Below are 23,078 nucleotides of genomic sequence, written 5' to 3' on the forward strand. Positions count from 1 at the left end.
CGGGAGGTGTCGCTCTGTGGGCGCTCAATATTTGTAATCCAGGGTTACCATCATGCTGCGCGGCATACCATAGCTCACGGTATCGAAATCGCCCTTCTGCAGTGCGTACTGCTTGTTGAACACGTTGTTGACGTTGACTGTCATCGTGGTGTTCTGGGAAACGGCGTAACGCATCATCAGTGACGCCAGGGCATACGACCCCTGCGCCCCACCCAGCGTACTGGTGCCAGTATTGGCGGCCTCGTAGAAGCTGCTCTGCCATTTGACGCCGCCACCCAGCGTCAGCCTGCTCCACTCTCCTGATAACTGGTAGGTAGTCGAGAACTGCGCCGTGGTGCGAGGTATCTGCGAATTCAGGCGCACTCCATTGGCGTCTTGTGCTGTGAAGTGGGAAAGACCCGCGTAGATGTTCCAGCCGCGTGCCAGCTCACCTTGCAGATCTATTTCCAGACCGCGTGACTTCGTTCCATCCACAGCCTGATAGGCCTGGGCGCCGCCCGGCGTATAGCTTCCAGGGATTATCTGGGCGGCGTTGTCCAATTTGGTTTCGAACAAGGCCACCGATGCATTCAGGCGCCCGTGCATATAAGCAGCTTTGAGGCCGATTTCGGTCGTCTTTCCTGTGGCCGGGGTGAGCACGTTGCCTTGGCTGTCCTGATAGTCGGTTTGCGGATTGAAGATGCGCGTGTGGCTGACATAGGTCGAATAGGTCTTGTCGAGCTCGTAGATCAATCCTGCATACGGGGTGAATGCGCTGCTCTTTTTGTAGTGCATTGACGCGCCGCTGACGCTGTCGTCGATTTCGTAACTGTTCAGGCGGCCCCCCACAATTAGCTTGAGTGACTGGGCCAGGGCGAGCCGGGCGGCGCCGTAGACCCCGCTCTGTTTGATTTCGGTGCTGGTCGGTACTACGGGCATCCCAGCGAAGTCAGGGCGGGGGAAGGGGGCGCTCAGGTCATAGATATTGACCGGGTTAAAGCCAGCGTAGAAGGGGGCGATATCATCCTGGCCGGATGTGCGGCGCGAGCTGGTGGCGCCTACCACCAGATCATGCTGGCGGCCCAGGAGCTGGAAGGGACCGCTCATCATCACATCGATCGTATTTTGCCGGCTGCTGCCGGTTGAACTGAGTGCCACGGGATAGGCTCCATACGGATAGAACCCCAAACCGGTAGTGCGATCGGGGCGACCCACCAGGCCAAGCAATTCAGCGTTGTATTCAGTGCGGTACTGGTTGGCGATGGCCCGGAGTTTCCAGCCATTGTCGAATCGATGATCAACCTCGACAAAGGCTGTCTTGAGCGTGTTGTTCCAATGACTCCAGTCCTGCGCGTAGCTCTTGGACGGAGAATAATTCACCTGCGTACCATCGCTGAACCAGAGCGGCAAACCGCCCCAGGTGGAACCGGTCGACCTGAGGTCCTGATAGTCATAGCCCAGACTCAGTTTCGTGCCAGACGTCAGGTCGGCCTCGACTATCCCGTAGAAAGCCTTCTTTTCGGGCTTGTAGCCGTCAATATAGGAGTGTCCGTTCTGGTAACTCGCCACCATGCGTGCGCGGATGCGTCCGTCCTCGGTCAAGGGAGTCGATATGTCGGCCATTCCGCGATGGGTATCCCAGCTTCCCGCACTGAGCGAGGCGGAGGCCGAGAAGTCTTGGGTCGGTCTTTTTCGTACAAGGTTGATAGCGGCCGAAGGATTGCCCGTGCCAGTGAGCAAGCCCGATCCGCCGCGTACTACTTCGACACGATCATAGAACGCAGTATCGAGCGCGCTGATCCCGCTCCCATTGACGGTACTGCCGACGACCGTGGGGATGCCGTCATATTGCACGTTATTGATCAAGAAGCCGCGCGAGTAGAAACTGGTTCTCTCGCTGTCGGACTGGTAAGACGTGATTCCGGTGGTGTTATCCAGCACGCCTTGCACAGAATTCAATAGCTGATCGTCCATGCGTTGGCGTGTAATCACCGTCATCGACTGGGGTGATTCCAGCGGTGATAGCTGCAAGTGCGTTGCTGTTGTCGTTTCACCGCTGATGTAGGAACCGGTGCCTTCGGTGCTTGCCCTATCCGAGGGAGCCGTGATGGTGACGGCTGGCAGGGGAGTTTCACTTTGCGAGGCGGTCGCTGGTTGTGGCGGGACAGGAGACGATCCGGCGGCGAATGCGCTTTGCGTACTGATGATCATTGCCGCCGCAACGGCAGATCCCAGTATGGTACCGGGCTTACTTCTGGTGACTCTCCGGTATGGCCTATCGGGATTGTGTGAGGAGATCGGGCTTGAGCGCGGCCCAATGGTTCGACGGGGTGTCGCAACAGCGATGAGAGAATTCATGAACGATAATCATTGTTATTTGGATGTCGCATTTAACAATAGAGATAATCGGATGTAATAGCGAAACTCGGCCAGATTATTATTCAATTCGGCCAATCCGATAGATTGCACTTGCTCAGATTGATGTCATGAAAGGTGTCCTGACCTGTTCCCAATGGCGAAGGCTGGGCCAAGGGAAACAGGGTCTGGGGACGTTTTGCTGCGCTTGAGCTGAGGTTTGGCGTGCTTGAACTGAACCTGGCGGGCAGGCGTTTGCGGTGTGTCGGTTCGCCGGGGGGGGGGGCAGCCTGATTGATTCAGGATGAGAATTTATCGAGAAGCTTGATGCCTTCTATCGGAACGTCCGTCTTACCGCCCTTACGCTCCGAGAGGAAGCGTGCCGGAGACTTGCCCGTCGCCTTGCGAAACATAGTGATAAAGCCACTGGCGTTTTCGTATCCCAGCTCCAAAGCCACCGTTTGCACGCTGTCACCCTTGGTCAGCCGTTGAAGCGCAAGGATCACATGAAGCTGTCGCCGCCAGCGCCCGAAGCTCATGCCGATTTCGTGTTGGAAGAGGCGGGTCATGCTCCGCTCGCTCATGCCGATGCGCATGGCCCAATCTGCCTTCGATGTCTTGTCCGATGGGTCGGCCAGCATCATTTCCGCGAGTCGGCGTAGCTTCAGCTCACGCGGTATGGGGAGATGCAGATCTTCTATCGGAGCGGTAGCCAATTCGTCCAGCAGTGCGGCAATCAAGCGGTCTTCGCGTCCCTGCAGCGGGTATAGCTCGGGAAAGCCCGCCACCTTCAGCAGCAGCTCGCGCAGCAATGGCGATACCGAAATCGTGCAACAGGTTTTCGGAAGATCGGGTGCCGCATCTGGCTCCACGAACAGGCAATAGCATTCCGTTTCTCCTTCACCTCTCGCTGCGTGAGGTAAGTCACCGGGTATCCAGATCGCGCACTGCGGTGGAACGATCCACACGCCGTCTTCGATTTCGCAGTTAAGGATGCCGCGTACGGAGTAGATCAACTGTGCCTTGCGGTGTTGATGCCTGGCGTTTTCCCAGTCCTTTGCTACCGAGGTCGCGCCCAGGGCTACGATGGGCCGGGGGATGCTATCAACCTCTCGCGGCGCGACAGTCAGATCAGTGATTGCAATGCGCGACATATCTCGTAGAACCTCGTGCAGGACGAGCGTAGTGAGCCAGATTGGGCGATATCATGATCGATTTGTTCAACGAAGTCGGTCGTCCCTGGTCGTGTAAGATTTCAAGCCCCAAATTGGAGCTACCCCCGATTTTCAAAGACGGACATTGTCCTTGCGGGGCTACCAGCTCCTGTGCACGCCGGCTCTTTGTTCCTGGTTGTCAAACTTGTCCCGGGCCTCGCGGAAGTCTTCTACGTGCTCCACCACCCAAGTCCAGATAGGGGACATGCGTAGCAAGAGATCCTCACCCAGGGAGGTCAGCTCGTACTCTACACGCAGCGGTTTTTCATCATGCTCGCGCCGCAGCAGCAGGCCGTCGCGTTCCAGCGCGCGTAGCGTCTTGGTCAGCATGCGTTGGGTGATGCCGACCAGCTGCCGTTTAATCTCGGCATGGCGCATCGTGCCGTAGACACCCAGGGCGTGCAAAATACCTAATGCCCAGCGGCTGCCTGCATGAGCGAGGACGTCTCGTCTCACGCCATCCTCCTCCTCCTTCAAGCTCTGACAGATGACTTCAGCCTGTGCCAGTGTCTTATCGGTGATCTTTGCTTTCCTCGGTATCATCCGTGTGCCTTCTTGAGAGCGTTACACAATCGTGCAACCATGGAACATCTTATCAGCAACGACTCTCAGGAATCATCATGCATAGTGGTACTCCGTTTCCTCCCCAGGCGATTCTTGTCTTGGGTGCGGGCGAACTCGGCCTCCCGGTGTTACGCAATCTCGCACGTGTTGCCAAACGTGCCCCAGGATCGACAATCAGCGTCCTGCTCAGGGATGCCACCATCAACACACAAGTCGCTGAGAAAAAAGCGGAAATCGATGAACTCCGCAGTTTAGGGATTCAAATGGTTGCGGCAGACCTGGTGAACGATTCAATCGACCAGCTAGCGCAGGTCTTCTCTCATTTCGACACCGTAATCGGCTGCGCTGGTATGGTCGCAGGTCGCGAAACGCCGATGAAGTTGGCTACGGCAGCTTTGCGTTCCGGCGTGAAGCGTTACTTTCCGTGGCAGTTTGGCGTTGATTTCGAGGAAATCGGACGCGGTAGTCCGCAGGATCTCTTTGATGCTCAACTCGATGTACGCGAGTTGCTGCGCGCCCAAAGCAGTACTGAATGGGTCATCATCTCTACAGGCATGTTCACCAGTTTTCTCTTCGAGCCTGTATTCGAAGTGGTGGACTTCGCCACCGACACGGTGAATGCCCTGGGCAGTCTTGAGAACAGCGTGACGCTGACCACGCCAGAGGACATTGGCGCCCTGACTGCTGAAATCGTGTTCTTCGAACCTCGCTTCCGTAACGAGATCGTCTATCTCTCGGGTGATACGCTGACTTATGGCGAGTTGGCGAGCGTTCTGGAACAGGTCCTGGGACGTCCTTTCAAGACCAATGTTTGGAGCGTGCCCCACCTTCTCGAGGAATTGGCCAGAGATCCAACGCATCACATCAAGAAATACCGTGCCGTATTTTCGCTAGGCAAGGGGGTAGCGTGGCCGAAGGATCGTACCTTCAATGAACGACAATCCATCCCGGTCATTACCGCCGCCGAGTGGGCAGAGGAAAATATCAAAGGGAAATGAGCGCCGCGCCGGGGAAGTTGAGCGGAGGAAGCCAGTGCATGCGGCGCTGCGTCAAATTTGGCGGGTATGGCTCAGGCTGTTGGTACAATGCCCACTTTCCGCCACTTCCCTTGCAGGCCTTATGGATATTCTCTTGTTCCTGGTCGATTTCATCGTCCACATCGACCGTCACCTGGCCGAGCTGGCCGCTTCCTACGGACCCTGGTTGTTCCTGATCCTGTTCCTGATCATCTTCTGTGAAACCGGCCTGGTGGTCACCCCCATCCTGCCCGGCGATTCGCTGCTGTTCGTGACCGGCGCGCTGGCTGCCACCGGTGCCTACGATATCCACCTGATGCTGCTGACCCTGATCGTGGCCGCCATCCTGGGGGATAGCACCAACTACCAGATCGGCAAGATGCTGGGCATCAAGGTGTTCGACAAGCCCAATTCACGCATCTTCAAGAAGGAGTACCTGGACAAGACCCATGCCTTCTTCGAAAAGCACGGTGGCAAGGCCATCATCATTGCCCGCTTCGCACCCATCGTGCGTACCTTCGCGCCCTTCGTGGCCGGCGTGGGCGCGATGACCTATCCGCGCTTCTTCCTCTACAACGTCATCGGCGGCATCGCCTGGGTGGCCAGCTTTGGCTATGCCGGCTACTTCTTCGGCAACCTGCCCATCGTGAAGCAGAACCTGAGCCTGTTGATCGTGGTGATCGTGATCCTGTCCATCCTGCCGGGGATCATCGAATACATCCGTCACAAGCGTCGTCCGGGCTGATCTGCGGTACGCAGACCCAGCTTCGGCGTCCCATAAAAAATGCTGCCCGGTCGACACCCGACCGGGCAGCATTTTTCTTTTTATCCACAGGAAATTTCAGTCGGCGTTGCGCCCGTACTGCACATCCGGTCGCAGCGGTGTCTTGCTGGACGCGGCGCGCACGTATTGTGGCGGCCAGGCGATGTCTTCACGCAATTGCTGTGCCGCCTGCATGGGCCAGTAGGGGTCGCGCAACAGTTCGCGCGCCAGCAGCACCAGGTCGGCCTGGCCGGTGCGCAGCACGTGTTCGGCCTGGATGGCGTCGGTGATCATGCCCACGGTACCGGTGGCGATACCGGCCTCGGCCTTGACGCGGGCGGCAAAGCCGGTCTGGTAACCGGGGCCGACCGGAATCGGCGCCGACGGCAGGTTGCCGCCGCTGGAGACGTCCACCAGGTCCACACCCAGCTCGCGCAGGCGGGCTGCGAGGGCCACGGTGTCGTCCGGCGTCCAGCCGCCTTCGGCCCAGTCGGTGGCCGACAGGCGCACCAGCAGCGGCAGCTCGTCCGGCCAGACGGCACGGGTGGCGCGTACGGTTTCCAGCAGGAAGCGGATGCGGTTCTCGAAGGAGCCGCCATAGTGATCGCTGCGACGATTGCTCAGCGGGGACAGGAACTGGTGGCCCAGGTAGCCATGGGCGCCGTGCAGTTCGATCAGCTTGAAGCCGGCCGCATGGGCGCGTCGGGCTGCATCGGCGAAGGCCTGCACCAGGGCGGCGATGTCCTCGACGCTGAGTGCCTGCGGCTCGGTGTAGCTGGTGTCGAATGCCAGCGCGGATGGGGCCCGCGGCAGCCAGCCGCCCTCGGCCACGGCGACACTGCCGGCCGGGCCGTCCCAGGGGCGCAGGGAGCTGGCCTTGCGACCGGCGTGCGCCAGTTGCACGCCCGGCACCCCGCCTTGCTGTTCGATGAAGCGGGTGATGCGGCGCAGGGGGGCGATGTGCTCGTCCTTCCAGATACCGAGGTCGGCCGCGGTGATGCGGCCTTCGGGGACCACCGCCGTGGCCTCCATGATGACCAGTCCGGCGCCGCCCACGGCGCGGCTGCCCAGGTGCACCAGATGCCAGTCGTTGACGAAGCCATCCTCGGCCGAATACTGGCACATCGGCGACACCGCGATGCGATTGGGCAAGGTGATGCCGCGCAGGCTCAGCGGCGAAAACAATTGGCTACTCATGCGGAACTCCTGTCATGTCGATGGCGAACGAAATGCGCAGTCTAGGGGATTTCAGGATTTCGCGTCGGCCACCGCCTGGCTATTGTCCGGTCTCGAACTGCAGCGCCGCCAGGCTGGCGTAGAGACCGTCGCGGGCCACCAGTTCGGCATGGGTGCCGGTCTCGACGATACGGCCGTGCTCCAGCACGATGATGCGGTCGGCGCGCTGCACCGTCGCCAGGCGGTGCGCAATGACCAGGGTGGTGCGTCCCACCATGGCGGCTTCCAGTGCGCTTTGCACCAGCCGTTCGGATTCGGCATCCAAGGCGCTGGTGGCCTCGTCCAGCAACAGCAGCGGCGGGTTCTTCAACAGTGCGCGGGCGATGGCGATGCGCTGGCGCTGGCCGCCGGACAGGCGCACGCCGCGTTCTCCCAGGAAGCACTGATAGCCCTGCGGCAGACGTTCGATGAATTCGTGGGCGGCGGCCATCTGGGCGGCGGCAATCACTTCCGCATCGCTGGCACCGGGCCGGCCGAAGCGGATGTTTTCCATGGCATTGGCCGAGAAGATGACGGTGTCCTGCGGCACGATGCCGATGGCGTTGCGCAGGTCCTGCAGGGTCAGGTAGCGGATGTCCACGCCATCGAGGCGGATGCTGCCCTGCTGCGGATCGTAGAAGCGCAACAGCAACTGGAACAGCGTGGTCTTGCCCGCGCCGGAGGGGCCGACCACGGCGACCGTTTCGCCTGGCCGCACATCGAGCGAAAACCCCGTGAGCGAGGCATGCTCCGGGCGCGAAGGATAGTGGAAGCCGAGCTCGGCGATGTGCAGCGCCGCGCCGTTGGCGGTGCGCGGCGGCAGTTTTTCCGGCAGCAGTACCGACTGCACCGGTGAGTGTGCTGCCAGCAGGTCGAGCAGGCGCTCGGTGGCGCCGGCTGCGCGCTGGGTGTCTCCCATCACTTCCGAGAGCGCGCCCAGGGAGCCCGCCACCAGCGAGGCATAGAGGATGAACTGGCCGAGTTCGCCGCCGCTCATGCTGCCGCGCATGACCGCATGCGCGCCCAGCCACAGCACGAAGACGATGGCGCCGAACACCAGCAGGATGGCCACCACCGTCAGCAGCGAGCGGGCGCGGATGCGCTCCATGGCGGTTTCGAAGGCGCGCTCCACCGACTGGCCAAAGCGGCGCGCTTCGATTTCCTCATGGGCGAAGGCCTGTACCGTGGGCATGGCGTTGAGGATTTCGCCGGCCATGGCCGAGGCATCGGCCACGCGGTCCTGCGAAGCGCGCGAGAGCTTGCGCACGCGCCGGCCGTAGAACACGATGGGCAGGACCACGGCTGCCAGCATGACGATGATGATCGAGGTCAGTCGGGCGCTGGTGATGAAGAGCATGCTCATGCCACCCAGGAACAGCAGGATGTTGCGCAGGGCCATCGAGATGCTGGTGCCGACCAGGGTCTGGATGAGGGTGGTGTCGGTGGTCAGGCGCGAGAGCACTTCACCGGTCTTGGTGGTTTCGAAGAACTCCGGGCTTTGCGTGACCACGTGGGCATAGACGGCGCTGCGCAGGTCGGCCGTAACGCGTTCACCCAGCCACGACACCATGTAGAAGCGCAGTGCGGTGGCTACACCCAGCACGCAGGCCACGCCGAACAGGGCCAGGAAATAGAGATTGATGTGGGCGGTGCTACCGGCCGCGCCTGGGCCGGCCGCACCTGAGCCGGCCGCACCGAAACCCAGATCGATCATCTGCTTGAAGGCGTAGGGCACCGCCAGGGTCGCCGCAGCGGCCACCAGCAAGGCCAGGCCGGCCAGCAGGAACTGTTTCTTGTAGGGAGCGAGAAAAGGCAGCAGGCCGCGCAGCGCCGCCAGCGCCGACTTGCGCGCCGTGGCGCTGGCCTGGCGGGTGTCTGGATCGGTGTCGGCGGACTGGGTCGGGTGTGCGGGTTGGGTGAGCGAAGGCGGCGGCGTGGAAGACATGGACATGGATCAGGGTTTAGGGGCCAGCGCGCTGGAGGGATAACACGTGGGACCGTGGACAACGATCCTGTTGCCATCGGGCTACGTCGGCGGGCGGGGCGAAAATCTCATTGCCGCGTTGAACCACCGCGCTGCGCCCTAGTCGGAACAGGCATCAGTATAAACAGTCCCGGGACAGCGCCGAGAATAGCCCCGGCAGCCCCGGACGATCTGACAAAGTGTATCGCAAAGTTGTCCGTCAGCCATTGCCTGACCGCCCCGGCCTGTTACAGTACCCAAGCCGGTAGCGCCCATCCGCAGAGAAGCAGCATCCACCCACCGTCATTGGCAAGGAGATACGCTTGGCCCAACCCGCACTGATCCCCACATGCTGGGATAGCTCCGATTCCGATTCCGATATTCGCGCCGACCACCGGCAGCCCCGTGCAGAAGCCAGTAGCGGGCACTGTAGCCAGCCCGGCGCCGAACTGGTGGCCGGGCTCAGCGCCCGTGAAGCGTACATCTCGCCGAAGTATTTCTACGATGCCTTGGGCAGCAAGCTGTTCGAAGCCATCTGCGATCTGCCCGAGTATTATCCGACCCGCACCGAGGCGGCCATCTATGCCACCCATCAGGACGCCATGGCGGCAGCAGTCGGTACCGGCTGCACCCTGATCGACCTGGGCGCCGGCAACTGCGCCAAGGCGGCGTCGCTGTTCGGGGCGTTGCAGCCACGGCAGTATGTGCCGGTGGATATTTCCACCGACTTCCTGCACCAGTCGGTGCAGGGTTTGCAGCGTCGTTTCCCGGATATCCCGATGCAGCCGCTGGCGATGGATTTTTCCTCGACGCTGACACTGCCGCCGGAAGTGGATGCGCAACGGCGGCTGTTCTTCTACCCCGGTTCGTCGCTGGGCAATTTCGATCCACAGCAGGCGCTGGCCTTCCTGCGTCGTGTACGGTCGGCGCTGCCGGGCGGAGAGGGTGGCATCCTGATCGGGCTGGACCTGGTCAAGGATACGCACGTGCTGGAAGCCGCCTATGACGACGCCCTGGGCGTAACGGCGGCATTCAACCTGAACGTACTCAAGCACGTCAACGAGCTCATCGATGCCGATTTCAATGCACGGGACTGGCGCCATGTGGCTTTCTACAATGCCCGCTTCCAGCGCATCGAAATGCACCTGGAGGCCAGGCGCGACCTCATCGTCCGTTGGCCCGGTGCGCGCCGTACCTTCCATCAGGGCGAGCGCATCCATACCGAGTACAGCCACAAGTTCAGCGAGCAGGACATCCTGGGTCTGCTGGAGCAGGCCGGTTTCGGCGGCTGCCGGATGTGGTTCGATACGCGGCGCTGGTTTGCGGTGTGTTACGCCCAGGCGCGCTGAAGAGCGCGTTGAGTCCTTTCCCTTGAATTCCAGTTCTTTGCAGGAGAGCGGATGCCCTCAGTCCTTACTACCCTGGACCAGTCCATGCGGCAGCTTGCCCCGGAATCCGCGGCGGCGGCCACCGCCGCCACCATCGATGCCGTGATTGATGCTGCCGTCCAGCAACTCAACCATCGCCCGCGCGAAAAGCTGGGCGACCGCTACCGTCGTCTGCGCCGTCAGTCGCAGCTGATCGCCGAGCCCCTGTCGGCTGAGGATTGCTGCGTGCAGGCCATGCCCGACGCCAGTCCGATCAAGTGGCATCTGGCGCATACCACCTGGTTCTTCGAGACCTTTTTGCTGGAGCGTTTCCAGTCCGGTTTTGCGCCATTCCATCCGCAGTTCCGCATGCTCTTCAATTCCTACTACGAGGGCGTGGGCGCAAAATTCCCGCGCCCGCAGCGTGGACTGTTGACCCGGCCGGCACTGGAGGAGGTGATGGCCTATCGGGCCCAGGTGGACGAACGCATGCTGTTGCTGATCGATGCGCTGGAGGCCGATGGCGCCGATCCCGACACGGGGTCGCAGCAGGCCCAGCTGAAGGATTTCCTGGCCCTGCTGGAGCTGGGCATGCAGCATGAGCAGCAGCACCAGGAGCTGATGCTGACTGACATCAAGGTGCTGTTGTCGATCAATCCGCTGCAGCCGGCCTACCAGCCACTGCCGGCCAGCATGCAGTTGAACGATCCGGTTGAGCTGGAATTGCAATGGCACCGCATCGACGCCGGCGTGGTGGAGATCGGTCATACCGGCAGCGGCTTCTGCTTCGATAACGAGACGCCGCGCCATCGCCAGTTCGTCGAGGCTTATCAGTGCGCTTCGCGGCTGGTCAACAATGCCGAATACCTGGCCTTTGTCGAGGCCGGCGGCTATGAGGACGCCAGCTTGTGGCTGTCCGAGGGTTGGGAGTGGAAGAAGCAGCAGGACCTGAACCATCCGCTCTATTGGCGGCCCGCCGGAAACGGGCGATGGCGTGAGTTCACCGAGTATGGTCTGCAGCCGCTGCAACCGCATCGTGCCGTCGTGCACCTGTCGTATTACGAAGCCGACGCCTATGCCCGCTGGGCTGGGGCGCGTTTGCTGACCGAAGCCGAGTGGGAGCACGCGGCGGCCCGTCTGCAAGGCCAGGGACGTGAGTTCTTCGGCGTGGCCTGGCAGTGGACCAGCAGCAGCTATGCGCCGTATCCCGGCTTTGCTGCGGCACCGGGCGCGGTGGGCGAGTACAACGGCAAGTTCATGGTCAACCAGTACGTGCTGCGGGGATCGTCATCGGCCACGCCGCTCAATCATGCCCGACTGACCTACCGCAACTTCTTTCCCGCCACGGCGCGCTGGCAGGTCAGCGGCATCAGGCTGGCACGCCAGGCCTGATACCGCGCTCGGAGGCGGATTTAGAAGGTCTCCCACTCGTCCGACTTTTCCTCCTTGTGGCTGGCGGGCAGGGCCGGCCGGGCGGTGGGCGCCGCTGATGGCGCCGGACGTGCCGGCAAAGCCTTGGCCGGGCTTGCAGCGGCTGCCACCGCTACCGGCGGCGCCTTGCGCACGGCAGTGGCCTGGATACTGCGCGGGACACTGCTTATTTCCGGTGCTGCCCCCTTCTCGTCCAGACGGAACACACTGACCAGTTCCAGCAGACGCTGGGCCTGATCCTGCAGCGCCTGTGCCGCTGCGGCGGCTTCTTCCACCAGGGCGGCGTTCTGCTGCGTGGTGTTGTCCATCTGCATGATGGCCTGGTTCACCTGTTCGATGCCGTCGCTCTGTTCCCGCGTGGCCGCTGAAATCTCTCCGACGATGTGGCTGACCTGTTCGATGCTGTGGACCACCTCATCCATGGTACTGCCGGCCTGTGCCACCAACTCGGTCCCGGAGGAGACCTGGGTGACCGAGTCGTTGATCAGCTCCTTGATTTCCTTGGCGGCGGTGGCTGAACGCTGCGCCAGTCCGCGCACTTCGGAGGCCACCACGGCAAACCCACGGCCCTGTTCGCCGGCGCGTGCCGCTTCCACGGCGGCATTGAGCGCCAGGATGTTGGTCTGGAAGGCGATGCCGTCGATGACCGAGATGATGTCGACGATCTTGCGCGAGGAATCATTGATGGCGCCCATGGTCTGCACCACCTGCTTGACAGCCTGGCCGCCCTGGTTGGCCACTTGCGTGGCGGTGCCGGCGAGCTCGCTGGATTTGCGGGTGTGGTCGGCGTTCTGCTTGACGCTGGAGGTCAGTTGTTCCAGCGAAGAGGCCGTCTCTTCCAGAGCGCTGGCCTGTTCCTCGGTGCGCGAAGAGAGGTCCAGGTTGCCAGTGGCGATCTGGGTCGAGGCGGTGACCATGGAGTCTGTGCCGCGTCGCACTTCGAGCACGATGGCCTTGAGCTTCTGGTTCATCGCCGCCAGTGCGTGCAGCAGGCGGCCGGTCTCGTCGGTGGAGCGGGAGTCGATCACGGCGGTCAGGTCACCGGCGGCGACGGTCTCGGCCACTTCGACGGCACGGCTGAGCGGCCGGGTGATGCTGCGCGAAATGGTCCAGGCGATGAAGGCGGCGAACAGGGCCGAGACCAGACCGGAGACCAGCATGATCAGGCGCGTGGTGTTGTAGGCGGCTTCGGCGTCGGTGACCGACTGGTCCATCATCTTTTGCTGGGTGTCGGCCAGGTTGTCCAGTTCACCGAAGTAGGCTTTCTGCAACGCACCGACTTTGGTGATGAGCAGTTCGACAGCGGCATCGCGCTGGCCCTTGGCATTGAGTGCCTCGACTTCCCTGCGCTGGGCGGCATATTCGTCGCGCGCCTTCATGACCTTGGCCAGTTGCGCGCGGGCCGCGGGATTGACCAGCATCCCGTCGAGCTCCTTCAGGTGAGCCGTGACCTGCAGCGAGAGATCGTTCACGACCGCCTGTTCCCGCGTCGCCTGCTCTGGACTATTGGTCAGCAACTGGTTACGCACGGCGATGGCGACGTCGTCGATCTTGCCGGAGATGGTGTTGATGAGGGCGATCTTCTTGTAGCGGTCGTTGACCACCAGATCGAGTGCCTTGTTGATGTCTCCCAGGCGGATCAGGCCCAGGGTGACGATGGCGGCGATCACCAGGATCAGGACCGAAAAGGCGAAGGCCAGGCGTGTGGCAATGCTGAGATTACTGAAGCGCATTATTTTCCCCCCGAAAAATGTGATTGCGACTTGTTTGTTAAAGCAAAAGAACTGGTGTGATGACCAGTCATCGATGATAAGCCAGTTACGTGTAACGAGAACCTGCCCATCACGTAAATTCATGACGGAATATCTATCCTCGCGGCAACATCAGCTGGCCGACAATTCAAGCTGCAAGGCCGTGCGGGGGGACGCGGTCTTGCGGCGATCGGTGTCGCTGACCTCAGGCAGCGCGCGGCTGACTCAGGACAGCCGCGTAGCGTAGCACGAACAGCAGGAAGGCCAGCGACCAGCAGGCAGCAGATATCGTCAGGAGGAAGTTGCCCGAGATGAACGTTGCTGCAATGCGACATCCAGCTGCCGCGCTGATGGCCGCATAGATGGCGATGGTGCTGCGATCGGCGCGCAGGGCACGGCCGGTATGCCCCAGCGATACCCGCGTCATCACCCCCAGCACCATGCTGCCCATGGCACCGGCTGTGAGCGCGTGGATGGCGCCGATTTCCAGCGTCGGTAGCGCCACCAGGCTCAGGCCCAACAGGGCTACGCCGGCGATCAGCCACAGATAGGCCAGGTGCAGCACGGCCAGCAGGGGTTCGGCCAGGGTGGCATGGCCGCGCCAGCCCAGCAGCCTGGCCAGGTTCAGCGCCGCCGCCAGTAACAGCAGGGCACCTACGGCAGTGGCGCGGGGCAGGCAGGCCCAGGCCAGCAGCGTGGCGTGCAGGCTGGCGGTGGCGGCCATGTCGAGCCAGCGATGGCTGGTGACTTGAAGCGGGCTGCGGTGTGCCGTGAGCCAGTTGCGCGTGAAGGTCGGGATGATGCGCGCGCCGATCACTGACATCAGGATGCAGACCGCCACCAGTGCCAGGCGCCAGTCCCGGCCCGGGGGCTGGTCCACGCCGCCGGCGCGCAGGTACATCAGCAGGTCGGCCACGCCCAGCAGGGCCACGGGGAGTGGCATGGGCAGGTTGCGGCGGTTGCGGGCGGCGATGATGTCGCGCCAGGCCACGGTGCACAGGGCCACCGGAAACAGCAGTTCAGCCAGCGCTGCCAGCCACAGTGGCAGCAGCGCGGAAACGGTGCCGACCACGCGGCCCAGCAGCCACAGGCCGGCCAATACCGCGAGCAGGGTGCCACGTACCGGAGTGCGGCCGGTCCAGTTGGGGATGGCAGTGAGCAGGAAGCCGGCGATGGCGGCCATGATCCAGCCGAACAGCATTTCGTGGATGTGCCAGCTCAGGGCATCGAAATGGGTCGGCAAGACCACGTGACCGTGCAGGATGCCGATCCACAGCACCATGCACAGGGCCGCCCACAGGCTGCCGGCCAGGAAGAAGGGCCGAAATCCCAGCGAGAACAGGGCCGGAGGGGTGTTTGCAGGACCCGGCTTGGACGATGTGGGGGCCGACGAGCGGACGCTGATCTGGATCATGGGATGTCCCGAGGTTGGCGGCCGACAGCATGGGAGTGCGGCGGCCTGAGCGGGGCATTCTAGGTCGGCAGCCGGGACTTGCCTTTGCGATGAAACAAAGGGGGATGCTTTGCCACGGCAATGTGCCGTGCGCGGAGAGAACGCGGGTGGGATGGGGAGAGAGAAGCCTGAAAAGGGAGACCGCACGAAACAACGCCGACCTGTAGGTCGGCGTTGGAAGCTTACGCTCACGGGGATAGGCCGGGATCGCCGGCGCTGTTCCGTTTTCAGGCAGCCTTGGCTTGCGAGGAGCCGGCCTGGTTGGCGCTCTCGCTGATGGCGATCTGGCGGTTCACGGCAGACAGCACGGCCTTGAAGGAAGCAGTGACGATGTTGGCGTCGATGCCCACGCCGAAGCCGGTCGGGGCTTCGTTCAGGCGCAGTTCGATGTAGCTGGCCGCCTTGGCGTCGGCACCGGCACCGATGGCGTGTTCATGGAAGTCCATCAGCTTGATGTCCAGGCCCAGGGCATGCACGAAGGCATCGATGGGGCCGTTGCCGCTGCCGCGCACGGTGACCGGCTGGCCATTGCGTACGATGTCGACTTCGATGTTGATCGACTCGGCCTTGGCCGTGTCTTCCGACATGCGGTGGGCGCGGTAGACATAGGGCTCGCTGCGCTCCAGGTATTCACGCTGGAAGATGGCGTGGATGTCGGAGGCGTTGATTTCCTTGCCGGTGGCATCGGCCTCGCGCTGGATGGCGCGCGAGAATTCGATCTGCAGGCGGCGCGGCAGGGCCAGGCCGTATTCCTGTTCCAGCAGGTAGGCCATGCCGCCCTTGCCGGACTGGCTGTTGACGCGGATGACCGCATCGTAGCTGCGGCCCAGGTCGGCCGGGTCGATCGGCAGGTAGGGCACTTCCCAAATGGCGTCGGGCTGCTGCTTGGCGAAGCCCTTCTTGATGGCATCCTGGTGCGAGCCGGAGAAGGCGGTGAAGACCAGGTCGCCCACATACGGGTGACGCGGGTGCACCGGGATCTGGTTGCACTCTTCCACCACCTGGCGCACTACGTCGATGTCGGAGAAGTCCAGACCCGGGTTCACGCCCTGGGTGTACAGGTTCAGGGCCAGGGTGACCAGGTCGACGTTGCCGGTGCGCTCGCCGTTGCCGAACAGGCAGCCTTCGACGCGGTCGGCGCCGGCCATCACGGCCAGTTCGGCCGAGGCCACGGCGGTGCCGCGATCATTGTGCGGGTGCACCGAGATGATGGCGCTGTCGCGGTGCTTCAGGTTGCGGCACATCCACTCGATCTGGTCGGCGTAGACGTTGGGAGTGGCGCACTCGACGGTGGAGGGCAGGTTCAGGATGATCTTGCGATTGGGCGTGGCGCCCCAGGTTTCGCAGACGGCGTCGCAGATGTCCTTGGAGAAGTCCAGTTCGGTGGTGCTGAAGGATTCCGGCGAATACTCGAAGCGCCACTCGGTGCCGGGACGCGCATCGGTCAGTTCCTTGACCAGCCTGGTGCCGGTGACGGCGATGTTCTTGATCTCGTCGCGCGACATGTTGAAGACGATCTTGCGGAAGGCTGGTGCCACCGAGTTATACAGGTGAACGATGGCCTTCTTGGCGCCTTCCAGCGATTCCACGGTGCGGCGGATCAGTTCTTCACGCGACTGGGTCAGCACGATGATGGTGACGTCGTCGGGGATGCGGTTTTCGACGATGAGCTTGCGCACGAAGTCGAAGTCGGTCTGCGAGGCCGAGGGGAAGCCGACTTCGATTTCCTTCAGGCCGGTCTTCAACAGCAGTTCGAAGAAGCGCAGCTTGCGCTCGGCGTTCATCGGTTCGATCAGGGCCTGGTTGCCATCGCGCAGGTCGGTGCTCATCCAGATCGGCGGGGTGTCGATCACCTTGCTGGGCCAGGTGCGATCCGGCAGGTCGATGGCGGGGAAGGGGCGGTATTTGGCGGCGGGGTTGTTCAACATCATGATGGACCTCTAAGTCTGAAGAATGCGTGGAATGCGAAAATGCTTCAATGCGTCAGATGTGGCGAATCGGGTTGCCTGGCTGCCACGGGCGCGTGGCCAGACAACCCGTCATAGAGCCAGAGGCGGCATCTCCTGCCGCGCGCAGGTCGGCTGGCATGCTTGCCGGCGCGGAGTATGGATGGTCCTGGTGTTCGAATGCATGATCGCTTCGCCTGATGCGGCTGCGACGTCGGCTTGGTACAGCTTGCGCGTCACTGCCTGGTTTTACTGCCGGTATTGCTGGATTTGATTGGGTTTGCCGGATCGCGTGACATCAGCGGGAACGGCAGGAACTGCGGATTTTAGCGCGAGGCTAGTAGTAGCGACACCGATAGCAACGCTAGCAGGGCGCTGGCGCTGTTGTGGCGTAGGGAGAAGTTTGCTGCGGAAGTCATCTAAGAAATGTAGAAGATTGGCCGCAAGCTTGTCAAGCGCTATCTGCCGGAGCCGAGGAAAAGCCAGGTAAAAGCCTGCCGGATTGAAATAAATTTGTTGCTACAATCGTCTGGCAAATGACCATTAGGTCATTTATCTTCACGCGGCGGGCCCGCAAACGGTGGTGCGGATGGAACGCCGCTGCCCGATTGCGCTCCAACGCAAGCCCTGCAATGGTGCCACCATGCCCGTCAGTTGTCCTTGCAGAAACTATAACAACAGCACCCGCCCGCGGGACTATCCTCATCCATGCAGAAACGCCCGGACCTGATCGTTTGCGAAGAATGCGACGCCGTCTACCAGCGCATGCCGCTCGGGGAGCGCGAGATCGCCCGTTGCCTGCGCTGCGGGGCCGAGCTTGAGCGCGATACCGGCAAGCGCCTGCAGCACCTGCTGCCGCTGACGGTGGGCGCGCTGATCCTGTTCGTGATCGCCAATGTCTTCCCCATCGTGACCATCGAACTGCAGGGCCTGTCCAGCCAGACCACCCTGATCGGCGCGGTGGTCGCGCTCACCCGTGATGGCATGTCGGAAGTGGCGCTGCTGGTGCTGGCCACGACCCTGCTGTTCCCGCTGATCCAGCTGGGCGTGCTGCTTTACCTGTTGCTGCCGGCGGCGCGTGCGACCCGGCCGCCCGGCTTCGTGCTGCTGCTGCGGCTGATGCAGGCGGCGCGGCCGTGGGGCATGATCGAAGTCTTCATGCTGGGCATCCTGGTGGCGCTGATCAAGCTGTCCAACATGGCCGAGGTGATTCCCGGCCCGGCGCTGTGGTCCTTCGGTGGCCTGACGGTGCTGCTGACGGTGGTGGTGTCGTTCAATCCGCGCTATCTGTGGCATCTGTGGGAGCAGCAGCAGGCCGAGCAGTTCGGTGACCAGGGAGCAGGCGCATGAGCCGCGCCCATGAACCGGCCAGCGTCACTCTGGCCGAAGATGAAGACCTGCCGGTGGCGGACGCCGCCTCGCAGGGCGTCATCGGCTGCCACCACTGCGGCACGGTCTGGCAAGGCGCCACCGAGCACGAGCACTGCGGCGTATGCCACGCGCCGCTGCACGTGCGCAAGATCGACAGTCTCACCCGCACCTGGGCGCTGCTGATCGCGGCCTGCATCATGTACATCCCGGCCAACATGATGCCGGTGATGGTCACCAGTACCCTGCTGGATGAACAGCGCGACACCATCCTCTCCGGCGTCATCTATTTCTGGACCTCGGGCGAATGGGGACTGGCGCTGGTGGTCTTCGTGGCCAGTTTCCTGGTGCCGCTGTTCAAGCTGGTGGCGCTGGGCATCCTGGTCATCTCGGCGCGCCGCCGCAGCCGCTGGCAGCGCCTGCAACGGGCCAAGCTGTATCGCCTGGTCGAAGCCATCGGACGCTGGTCCATGCTGGACGTGTTCGTGGTCTCGGTGCTGACCGGGCTGGTCAAGATCCACGGTTTCGCCAACGTCCACGCTGGCATCGGCATTGCCGCCTTCGGTGCGGTGGTGGTGCTGACCATGCTGGCCTCGCTCTCCTTCGATCCTCGCCTGATCTGGGACGATGCCCCCCCGATTTCAACTGTCAACAAGAAACAGGAACCCGCATGACCCCACCTGACACCCCCCAGGACAAACCGGCGCTGCTGCAGCCCCGGCGCACGCGCCAGCGCAACTGGCTGCCCTCGCTGGTCTGGCTCATTCCCATCATCGCGGCCATCGTCGGGCTGACGCTGGTGGCCAAGATCCTGGTCGAGCGTGGCCCGGTGGTTACGGTCAGCTTCCGCTCGGCCGAGGGCCTGGAAGCCGGCAAGACCAAGGTCAAGTACAAGGATGTGGAAATCGGCCAGGTGCAGACCCTGAAGCTGGCCGCCGACCGCTCGCACGTGCTGGTGGGTATCCAGCTCAACCAGGAAGCCTCCGGCTTCAATGCCGAAGACACGCGTTTCTGGGTGGTGCGCCCGCGCATCGCCGCCTCGGGCATCTCGGGGCTGGGCACCTTGCTCTCGGGCGCCTATATCGGTGCCGATGCCGGTGTCTCGGAAGAGACCAAGAAGGAATTCGTCGGCCTGGAGCAGCCGCCCATCGTCACGCGGGATGCCTCGGGTCGCCAGTTCGTGCTGCATACGGACGACCTGGGCTCGCTCGATATCGGTTCCCCCATCTTCTACCGGCGTATCAAGGTGGGTCAGGTGGTGGCCTATGACCTCGATTCGGATGGACGTGGCGTGACCCTGCGCATCTTCGTCAATGCCCCCTACGACAAGTTCGTCACCCAGGCTTCGCGCTTCTGGCATGCCAGCGGCTTCAACATGGAACTCAATGCCAGCGGCTTCAAGCTGCATACCCAGGCGCTGTCGACGGTGGTGCTGGGGGGCATCGCCTTCCGTGACCGCGATGAAGATCGCGTCAGTGCACCGGCCAAGGAAGGTTCTGAATATCCCTTGGTCGAAGACGAAAGCGCTGCCATGAAGGAGCCCGATGGCGTGCCGCAGACGGCCTTGCTGTATTTCGACCAGTCCCTGCGTGGCCTGCAGCCGGGCGCCACCGTCGACTTCCGTGGCGTGGTGCTGGGCGAGGTCAAGAGCATCGGCGTCGAGTACGACCGCGAGCGCCGCGAATTCCGCATGCCGGTGCTGGTGCAGATCTATCCGGACCGCCTGGGTCGTCGCTTCCACGAAGAGACCGGCGAGGAGCGCCGCTCCAATGCGCAATTGCTGCGCCTGCTGGTCAAGCGCGGCCTGCGCGCCCAGCTGCGCAACGGCAACCTCCTGACCGGCCAGTTGTACGTGGCGATCGACTTCTTCCCCAAGGCCAAACCGGCGCAGATCGATCCTGAGAAAGTGCCGCTGGAGTTGCCGACCATCCCGGGCAGCCTGGACGCATTGCAGCAGCAGCTCTCGGATATCGCCGGCAAGCTCTCCAAGGTACCGTTCGACGAGATCGGTCGCGATCTGCAGACCACCCTGAAGACCTTGAACAAGACCTTGTCGACCGCCGAGCAGACCGCTGCGCGCATCAACAACGACATCGCGCCCGAGATGCAGGCCGCCATGAAGGACGCCCGCAAGACCCTCAATGCGGCCGAGCGCACCTTGTCCGACGATGCACCCCTGCAGCAGGACATTCGCCAGACCATGCAGGAACTGTCCAAGGCCGCGGCCTCGATCCGCGTCTTGACCGATTACCTGCAACAGCATCCGGAATCGCTGATCCGGGGCAAACAGGAGCCATGATGCACAACAGGAACAGCCTCTCTCCCAAGACCCTGGCCGCCGCCGCCCTGGTGGCGTCACTGCTGGCCGCTTGCGGCAGTTCGCCGCCCGCGACGTTCTACACCCTGGCCAGCCCGGCCGACAGCGCGCCGGCGGTACGCACCGCCAGCCAGGGGCCGCAGACCTTCATCGAGGTGATGCCGGTGGCGGTGCCCGACCGCCTGGCCCGTCCGCAACTGGTGGTGCGCAGCGATGCCACCCGACTGGAGGTACTGGAACAGGACCGCTGGTCCTCGCCCTTCAACAATGAGTTGCGCGATGCCCTGGCCGCCGGCGTGGCCGCGCGCCTGGGCGCCATCGACGTCTCGCGGGGCGGTCGCCCGGCCGACCAGGCCAGCTATCGGATCAATGTCGAGCTACGCGACTTCGATGCCGCCCGCGGTGGACGCGTCCAGGCCGCCTTCGGCTGGACCATCACCCGCTCCGACGACCGCCGCAGCGGCGCCTGTCGACTGACGGTCGTGGAGCCGGTCAGCGGTGGCGCCAATGCCGACGTGGTCGCCGCCACCCAGAAGGCCGTCGCGCAGGCAGCGCAGGCGATTGCCGATGGCGTACGCGCTTTGCAGGCGGGGCAGGGTGGGCAGTGTTCGGGGTGAGATCGTCCGGATCGATCGAGCACCCAAGAAAAAGCCGCTTCCTCGGAAGCGGCTTTTCAACATCTCAAGACCGGTCAGCGATCAGTAGCGATCAACGATCACCGTAGGAGCGACGCGGGCCGTCGGCGCGGAAGCCGCCACCGTTGTTACCCTTGTAGCCACCGCCAGCACCGCCTTCGCGACGCGGACCACCGGCCGGCTTGGCGCCGCCGAAGCTGCGACCTTCGCGGTTGCCGCTGTAGCCGCCGCCTTCGCGATTGCCACCGAAGCCACCTTCACGGTTGCCGCCTTCGCGGTGACCACCGAAACCACCTTCGCGATGACCACCGCCTTCACGGTTGCCGGCGCCGTAGCGCGGGCCGTTGTTGCTGCGGCCGTCGCCCGGACGCCAGCCACCCGGCTTGCGCGGGCTGCGCGGTGCAGCCGACTTCTTCGGTTCGAAACCTTCCACCACATCGACCGGGATGGTCTGCTTGGTGAAACGTTCGATGCGCTTGACCTGCATGCCTTCAGCGTGATTGACCAGCGAGATGGCCACGCCATTGCGGCCGGCACGACCGGTACGACCGATACGGTGCACGTAGTCTTCGGCGAACTTGGGTAGGTCGTAGTTGAACACGTGGGTGATGCCCGGCACGTCGATGCCGCGGGCGGCCACGTCGGTGGCCACCAGCATGCGCACCTGACCGCGGCGCAGGCTGTTCAGGGTGCGGTTACGGGCGCCCTGGTGCATGTCGCCATGCAGTGCGGCGGCAGCGAAACCGGCAATGTTCAGGCGATCGGCGATGGTGTCGGCGTCACGCTTGGTGGCGGTGAAGATCACGGCCTGGTCGATGCTGGTGTCGCGCAGCAGGTGATCCAGCAGGCGATTCTTGTGCGACAGGTCATCCACGAAGTGCACGCGCTGCATGATGTTTTCATGACGGGTCGACGAGCTGGCGATCTGGATGGTCAGCGGGTTGTTGGTGATGCGCTTGGCCATGTTGCCGACGACGCCGTCCAGCGTGGCCGAGAACAGCATGGTCTGGCGGGTGGTCGGGGTAGCGGCGACGATCTTTTCGATGTCGTCGATGAAACCCATGTCCAGCATGCGGTCAGCTTCGTCCAGCACCAGGATCTGCAGCTGCGAGAAATCGATCTTGCCCGATTCCATGTGGTCGATCAGACGACCCGGGGTGGCCACCAGGATTTCAGGATTGCGCGACAGCAGTTGCATCTGCTTCGGATACGGCATGCCGCCCAGGATCGACACCACGCGCACGCGGCGCATGTAGGCACCGTACTTGTCGGTGGCAGTGGTCACTTGCAGGGCCAGTTCGCGGGTCGGGGTCAGCACCAGCATCTTCGGCTGTGCCGGCTGGTAACGCGGACGCTCGCCACGGGCACGGGTGGCCTGGCGTTCCTGGTTGGGAGTACGGGCGGCCTGCGGCGCCTGCGGCAGGTCTGCCAGCTGGTGCAGCGAGGGCAGCATGAAAGCGGCGGTCTTGCCCGAACCGGTCTGCGAGGACACCAGCAGATCCTGGCCGCTGATGGCGGCGGGGATGGCTTTTTCCTGGACCGGGGTCGGGGAGGTATAGCCTGCTTCGGTCAGGGCTTTGATGATCGAAGGGTTCAGGCCGAGTGCTTCAAAAGTCATAATCTCTTTCGTGAATGTGATACGCCAGGCACGAGACGGGCGAACGCAAGCGCGCCGGACATCGAGTGTCTGAACGAAAAAAAGCAACGCCAACCGACGAAATGACTATGAAAAATACAAAGA

17 protein-coding genes are annotated in these 23,078 nt (G+C 62.9%); 8 read left to right on the forward strand and 9 right to left on the reverse strand.

The window, feature by feature from the left end; translation table 11 throughout:
* Positions 1–24: 24 nt before the first annotated feature.
* From ACEOAC_RS07190 to ACEOAC_RS07200, 3 genes are all read right to left on the reverse strand, one after another.
* The gene (locus tag ACEOAC_RS07190; protein ID WP_413444657.1) at positions 25–2,190 is read right to left on the reverse strand and encodes a TonB-dependent siderophore receptor; all 2,166 of its coding nucleotides are present in this window, start codon (positions 2,188–2,190) and stop codon (positions 25–27) included.
* Between the two features lie 443 nt (positions 2,191–2,633).
* Complete coding sequence (locus ACEOAC_RS07195; protein ID WP_413444656.1) at positions 2,634–3,488, reverse strand: AraC family transcriptional regulator; 855 nt, start codon at positions 3,486–3,488, stop codon at positions 2,634–2,636.
* A gap of 159 nt (positions 3,489–3,647) precedes the next feature.
* On the reverse strand, positions 3,648–4,091 hold the full coding sequence (locus tag ACEOAC_RS07200) for a winged helix-turn-helix transcriptional regulator (protein ID WP_241813848.1): 444 nt from the start codon (positions 4,089–4,091) through the stop codon (positions 3,648–3,650).
* Positions 4,092–4,168: 77 nt separating this feature from the next.
* Here ACEOAC_RS07200 and ACEOAC_RS07205 point away from each other — a divergent pair, with 77 nt between their 5' ends.
* Both ACEOAC_RS07205 and ACEOAC_RS07210 read left to right on the forward strand, forming a co-directional pair.
* The gene (locus ACEOAC_RS07205) at positions 4,169–5,110 is read left to right on the forward strand and encodes an aromatic alcohol reductase (protein ID WP_413444655.1); all 942 of its coding nucleotides are present in this window, start codon (positions 4,169–4,171) and stop codon (positions 5,108–5,110) included.
* Between the two features lie 121 nt (positions 5,111–5,231).
* On the forward strand, positions 5,232–5,873 hold the full coding sequence (locus tag ACEOAC_RS07210) for a DedA family protein (protein WP_039876006.1): 642 nt from the start codon (positions 5,232–5,234) through the stop codon (positions 5,871–5,873).
* A gap of 96 nt (positions 5,874–5,969) precedes the next feature.
* Here the strand turns inward: ACEOAC_RS07210 and ACEOAC_RS07215 are convergent, their stop codons facing one another.
* Both ACEOAC_RS07215 and ACEOAC_RS07220 read right to left on the reverse strand, forming a co-directional pair.
* On the reverse strand, positions 5,970–7,088 hold the full coding sequence (locus tag ACEOAC_RS07215) for an NADH:flavin oxidoreductase/NADH oxidase (RefSeq protein ID WP_413628760.1): 1,119 nt from the start codon (positions 7,086–7,088) through the stop codon (positions 5,970–5,972).
* A 79-nt stretch (positions 7,089–7,167) separates the two neighbouring features.
* The gene (locus ACEOAC_RS07220; protein WP_413628761.1) at positions 7,168–9,057 is read right to left on the reverse strand and encodes an ABC transporter transmembrane domain-containing protein; all 1,890 of its coding nucleotides are present in this window, start codon (positions 9,055–9,057) and stop codon (positions 7,168–7,170) included.
* A gap of 335 nt (positions 9,058–9,392) precedes the next feature.
* Between ACEOAC_RS07220 and egtD the strand changes: the two genes are divergently transcribed.
* Together egtD and egtB are read left to right on the forward strand one after the other, a co-directional pair.
* Positions 9,393–10,418 (forward strand): L-histidine N(alpha)-methyltransferase, encoded by a 1,026-nt coding sequence (egtD, locus tag ACEOAC_RS07225; RefSeq protein ID WP_413445687.1) that lies wholly within the window; start codon positions 9,393–9,395, stop codon positions 10,416–10,418.
* 51 nt (positions 10,419–10,469) lie between these two features.
* The gene (gene egtB, locus ACEOAC_RS07230; protein WP_413445686.1) at positions 10,470–11,828 is read left to right on the forward strand and encodes an ergothioneine biosynthesis protein EgtB; all 1,359 of its coding nucleotides are present in this window, start codon (positions 10,470–10,472) and stop codon (positions 11,826–11,828) included.
* A 20-nt stretch (positions 11,829–11,848) separates the two neighbouring features.
* On the opposite strand, the gene ACEOAC_RS07235 is transcribed toward egtB, so the two are convergent.
* The 3 genes from ACEOAC_RS07235 to leuA form a co-directional block, all read right to left on the reverse strand.
* The gene (locus ACEOAC_RS07235; protein WP_413628762.1) at positions 11,849–13,600 is read right to left on the reverse strand and encodes a methyl-accepting chemotaxis protein; all 1,752 of its coding nucleotides are present in this window, start codon (positions 13,598–13,600) and stop codon (positions 11,849–11,851) included.
* 223 nt (positions 13,601–13,823) lie between these two features.
* Positions 13,824–15,032, reverse strand: a complete 1,209-nt coding sequence (locus tag ACEOAC_RS07240) for an NnrS family protein (protein WP_413628763.1) — start codon at positions 15,030–15,032, stop codon at positions 13,824–13,826.
* 266 nt (positions 15,033–15,298) lie between these two features.
* Entirely contained in the window at positions 15,299–17,002 is a 1,704-nt protein-coding gene (leuA, locus tag ACEOAC_RS07245) for a 2-isopropylmalate synthase (RefSeq protein WP_413445210.1), read from the reverse strand.
* A 723-nt stretch (positions 17,003–17,725) separates the two neighbouring features.
* Between leuA and ACEOAC_RS07250 the strand changes: the two genes are divergently transcribed.
* From ACEOAC_RS07250 to ACEOAC_RS07265, 4 genes are read left to right on the forward strand one after another with little or no spacing between them, the layout of a single operon-like run.
* A complete protein-coding gene (locus tag ACEOAC_RS07250) occupies positions 17,726–18,367 on the forward strand; it encodes a paraquat-inducible protein A (RefSeq protein WP_006464353.1) in 642 nt (213 codons plus the stop codon).
* A complete protein-coding gene (locus ACEOAC_RS07255) occupies positions 18,364–19,059 on the forward strand; it encodes a paraquat-inducible protein A (protein ID WP_413445209.1) in 696 nt (231 codons plus the stop codon). Before ACEOAC_RS07250 ends, ACEOAC_RS07255 begins: the two co-directional genes overlap by 4 nt.
* On the forward strand, positions 19,056–20,684 hold the full coding sequence (locus tag ACEOAC_RS07260) for an intermembrane transport protein PqiB (protein WP_241813857.1): 1,629 nt from the start codon (positions 19,056–19,058) through the stop codon (positions 20,682–20,684). The genes ACEOAC_RS07255 and ACEOAC_RS07260 overlap by 4 nt, the downstream gene beginning before the upstream one ends.
* Positions 20,681–21,319, forward strand: coding sequence for a membrane integrity-associated transporter subunit PqiC (locus ACEOAC_RS07265; RefSeq protein ID WP_077238374.1), 639 nt, complete (start codon positions 20,681–20,683; stop codon positions 21,317–21,319). The genes ACEOAC_RS07260 and ACEOAC_RS07265 overlap by 4 nt, the downstream gene beginning before the upstream one ends.
* Positions 21,320–21,410: 91 nt before the next feature.
* On the opposite strand, the gene ACEOAC_RS07270 is transcribed toward ACEOAC_RS07265, so the two are convergent.
* Entirely contained in the window at positions 21,411–22,955 is a 1,545-nt protein-coding gene (locus ACEOAC_RS07270) for a DEAD/DEAH box helicase (RefSeq protein ID WP_413628764.1), read from the reverse strand.
* Positions 22,956–23,078: the final 123 nt, after the last annotated feature.

This window comes from Herbaspirillum frisingense (genome assembly GCF_047325095.1).
GTDB lineage: Bacteria > Pseudomonadota > Gammaproteobacteria > Burkholderiales > Burkholderiaceae_D > Herbaspirillum > Herbaspirillum frisingense.

Coding starts and splice junctions, on each gene's coding strand:
- ACEOAC_RS07195 (WP_413444656.1), bottom strand. CDS start 3,488: ATGTCGCGCATTGCAATCACTGATCTGACTGTCGCGCCGCGAGAGGTT.
- ACEOAC_RS07270 (WP_413628764.1), bottom strand. CDS start 22,955: ATGACTTTTGAAGCACTCGGCCTGAACCCTTCGATCATCAAAGCCCTG.
- egtB (WP_413445686.1), top strand. CDS start 10,470: ATGCCCTCAGTCCTTACTACCCTGGACCAGTCCATGCGGCAGCTTGCC.
- ACEOAC_RS07235 (WP_413628762.1), bottom strand. CDS start 13,600: ATGCGCTTCAGTAATCTCAGCATTGCCACACGCCTGGCCTTCGCCTTT.
- ACEOAC_RS07215 (WP_413628760.1), bottom strand. CDS start 7,088: ATGAGTAGCCAATTGTTTTCGCCGCTGAGCCTGCGCGGCATCACCTTG.
- ACEOAC_RS07240 (WP_413628763.1), bottom strand. CDS start 15,032: ATGATCCAGATCAGCGTCCGCTCGTCGGCCCCCACATCGTCCAAGCCG.
- ACEOAC_RS07190 (WP_413444657.1), bottom strand. CDS start 2,190: ATGATCATCAGTACGCAAAGCGCATTCGCCGCCGGATCGTCTCCTGTC.
- ACEOAC_RS07220 (WP_413628761.1), bottom strand. CDS start 9,057: ATGTCCATGTCTTCCACGCCGCCGCCTTCGCTCACCCAACCCGCACAC.
- ACEOAC_RS07265 (WP_077238374.1), top strand. CDS start 20,681: ATGATGCACAACAGGAACAGCCTCTCTCCCAAGACCCTGGCCGCCGCC.
- ACEOAC_RS07200 (WP_241813848.1), bottom strand. CDS start 4,091: ATGATACCGAGGAAAGCAAAGATCACCGATAAGACACTGGCACAGGCT.
- ACEOAC_RS07210 (WP_039876006.1), top strand. CDS start 5,232: ATGGATATTCTCTTGTTCCTGGTCGATTTCATCGTCCACATCGACCGT.
- ACEOAC_RS07260 (WP_241813857.1), top strand. CDS start 19,056: ATGACCCCACCTGACACCCCCCAGGACAAACCGGCGCTGCTGCAGCCC.
- ACEOAC_RS07205 (WP_413444655.1), top strand. CDS start 4,169: ATGCATAGTGGTACTCCGTTTCCTCCCCAGGCGATTCTTGTCTTGGGT.
- leuA (WP_413445210.1), bottom strand. CDS start 17,002: ATGATGTTGAACAACCCCGCCGCCAAATACCGCCCCTTCCCCGCCATC.
- ACEOAC_RS07250 (WP_006464353.1), top strand. CDS start 17,726: ATGCAGAAACGCCCGGACCTGATCGTTTGCGAAGAATGCGACGCCGTC.
- ACEOAC_RS07255 (WP_413445209.1), top strand. CDS start 18,364: ATGAGCCGCGCCCATGAACCGGCCAGCGTCACTCTGGCCGAAGATGAA.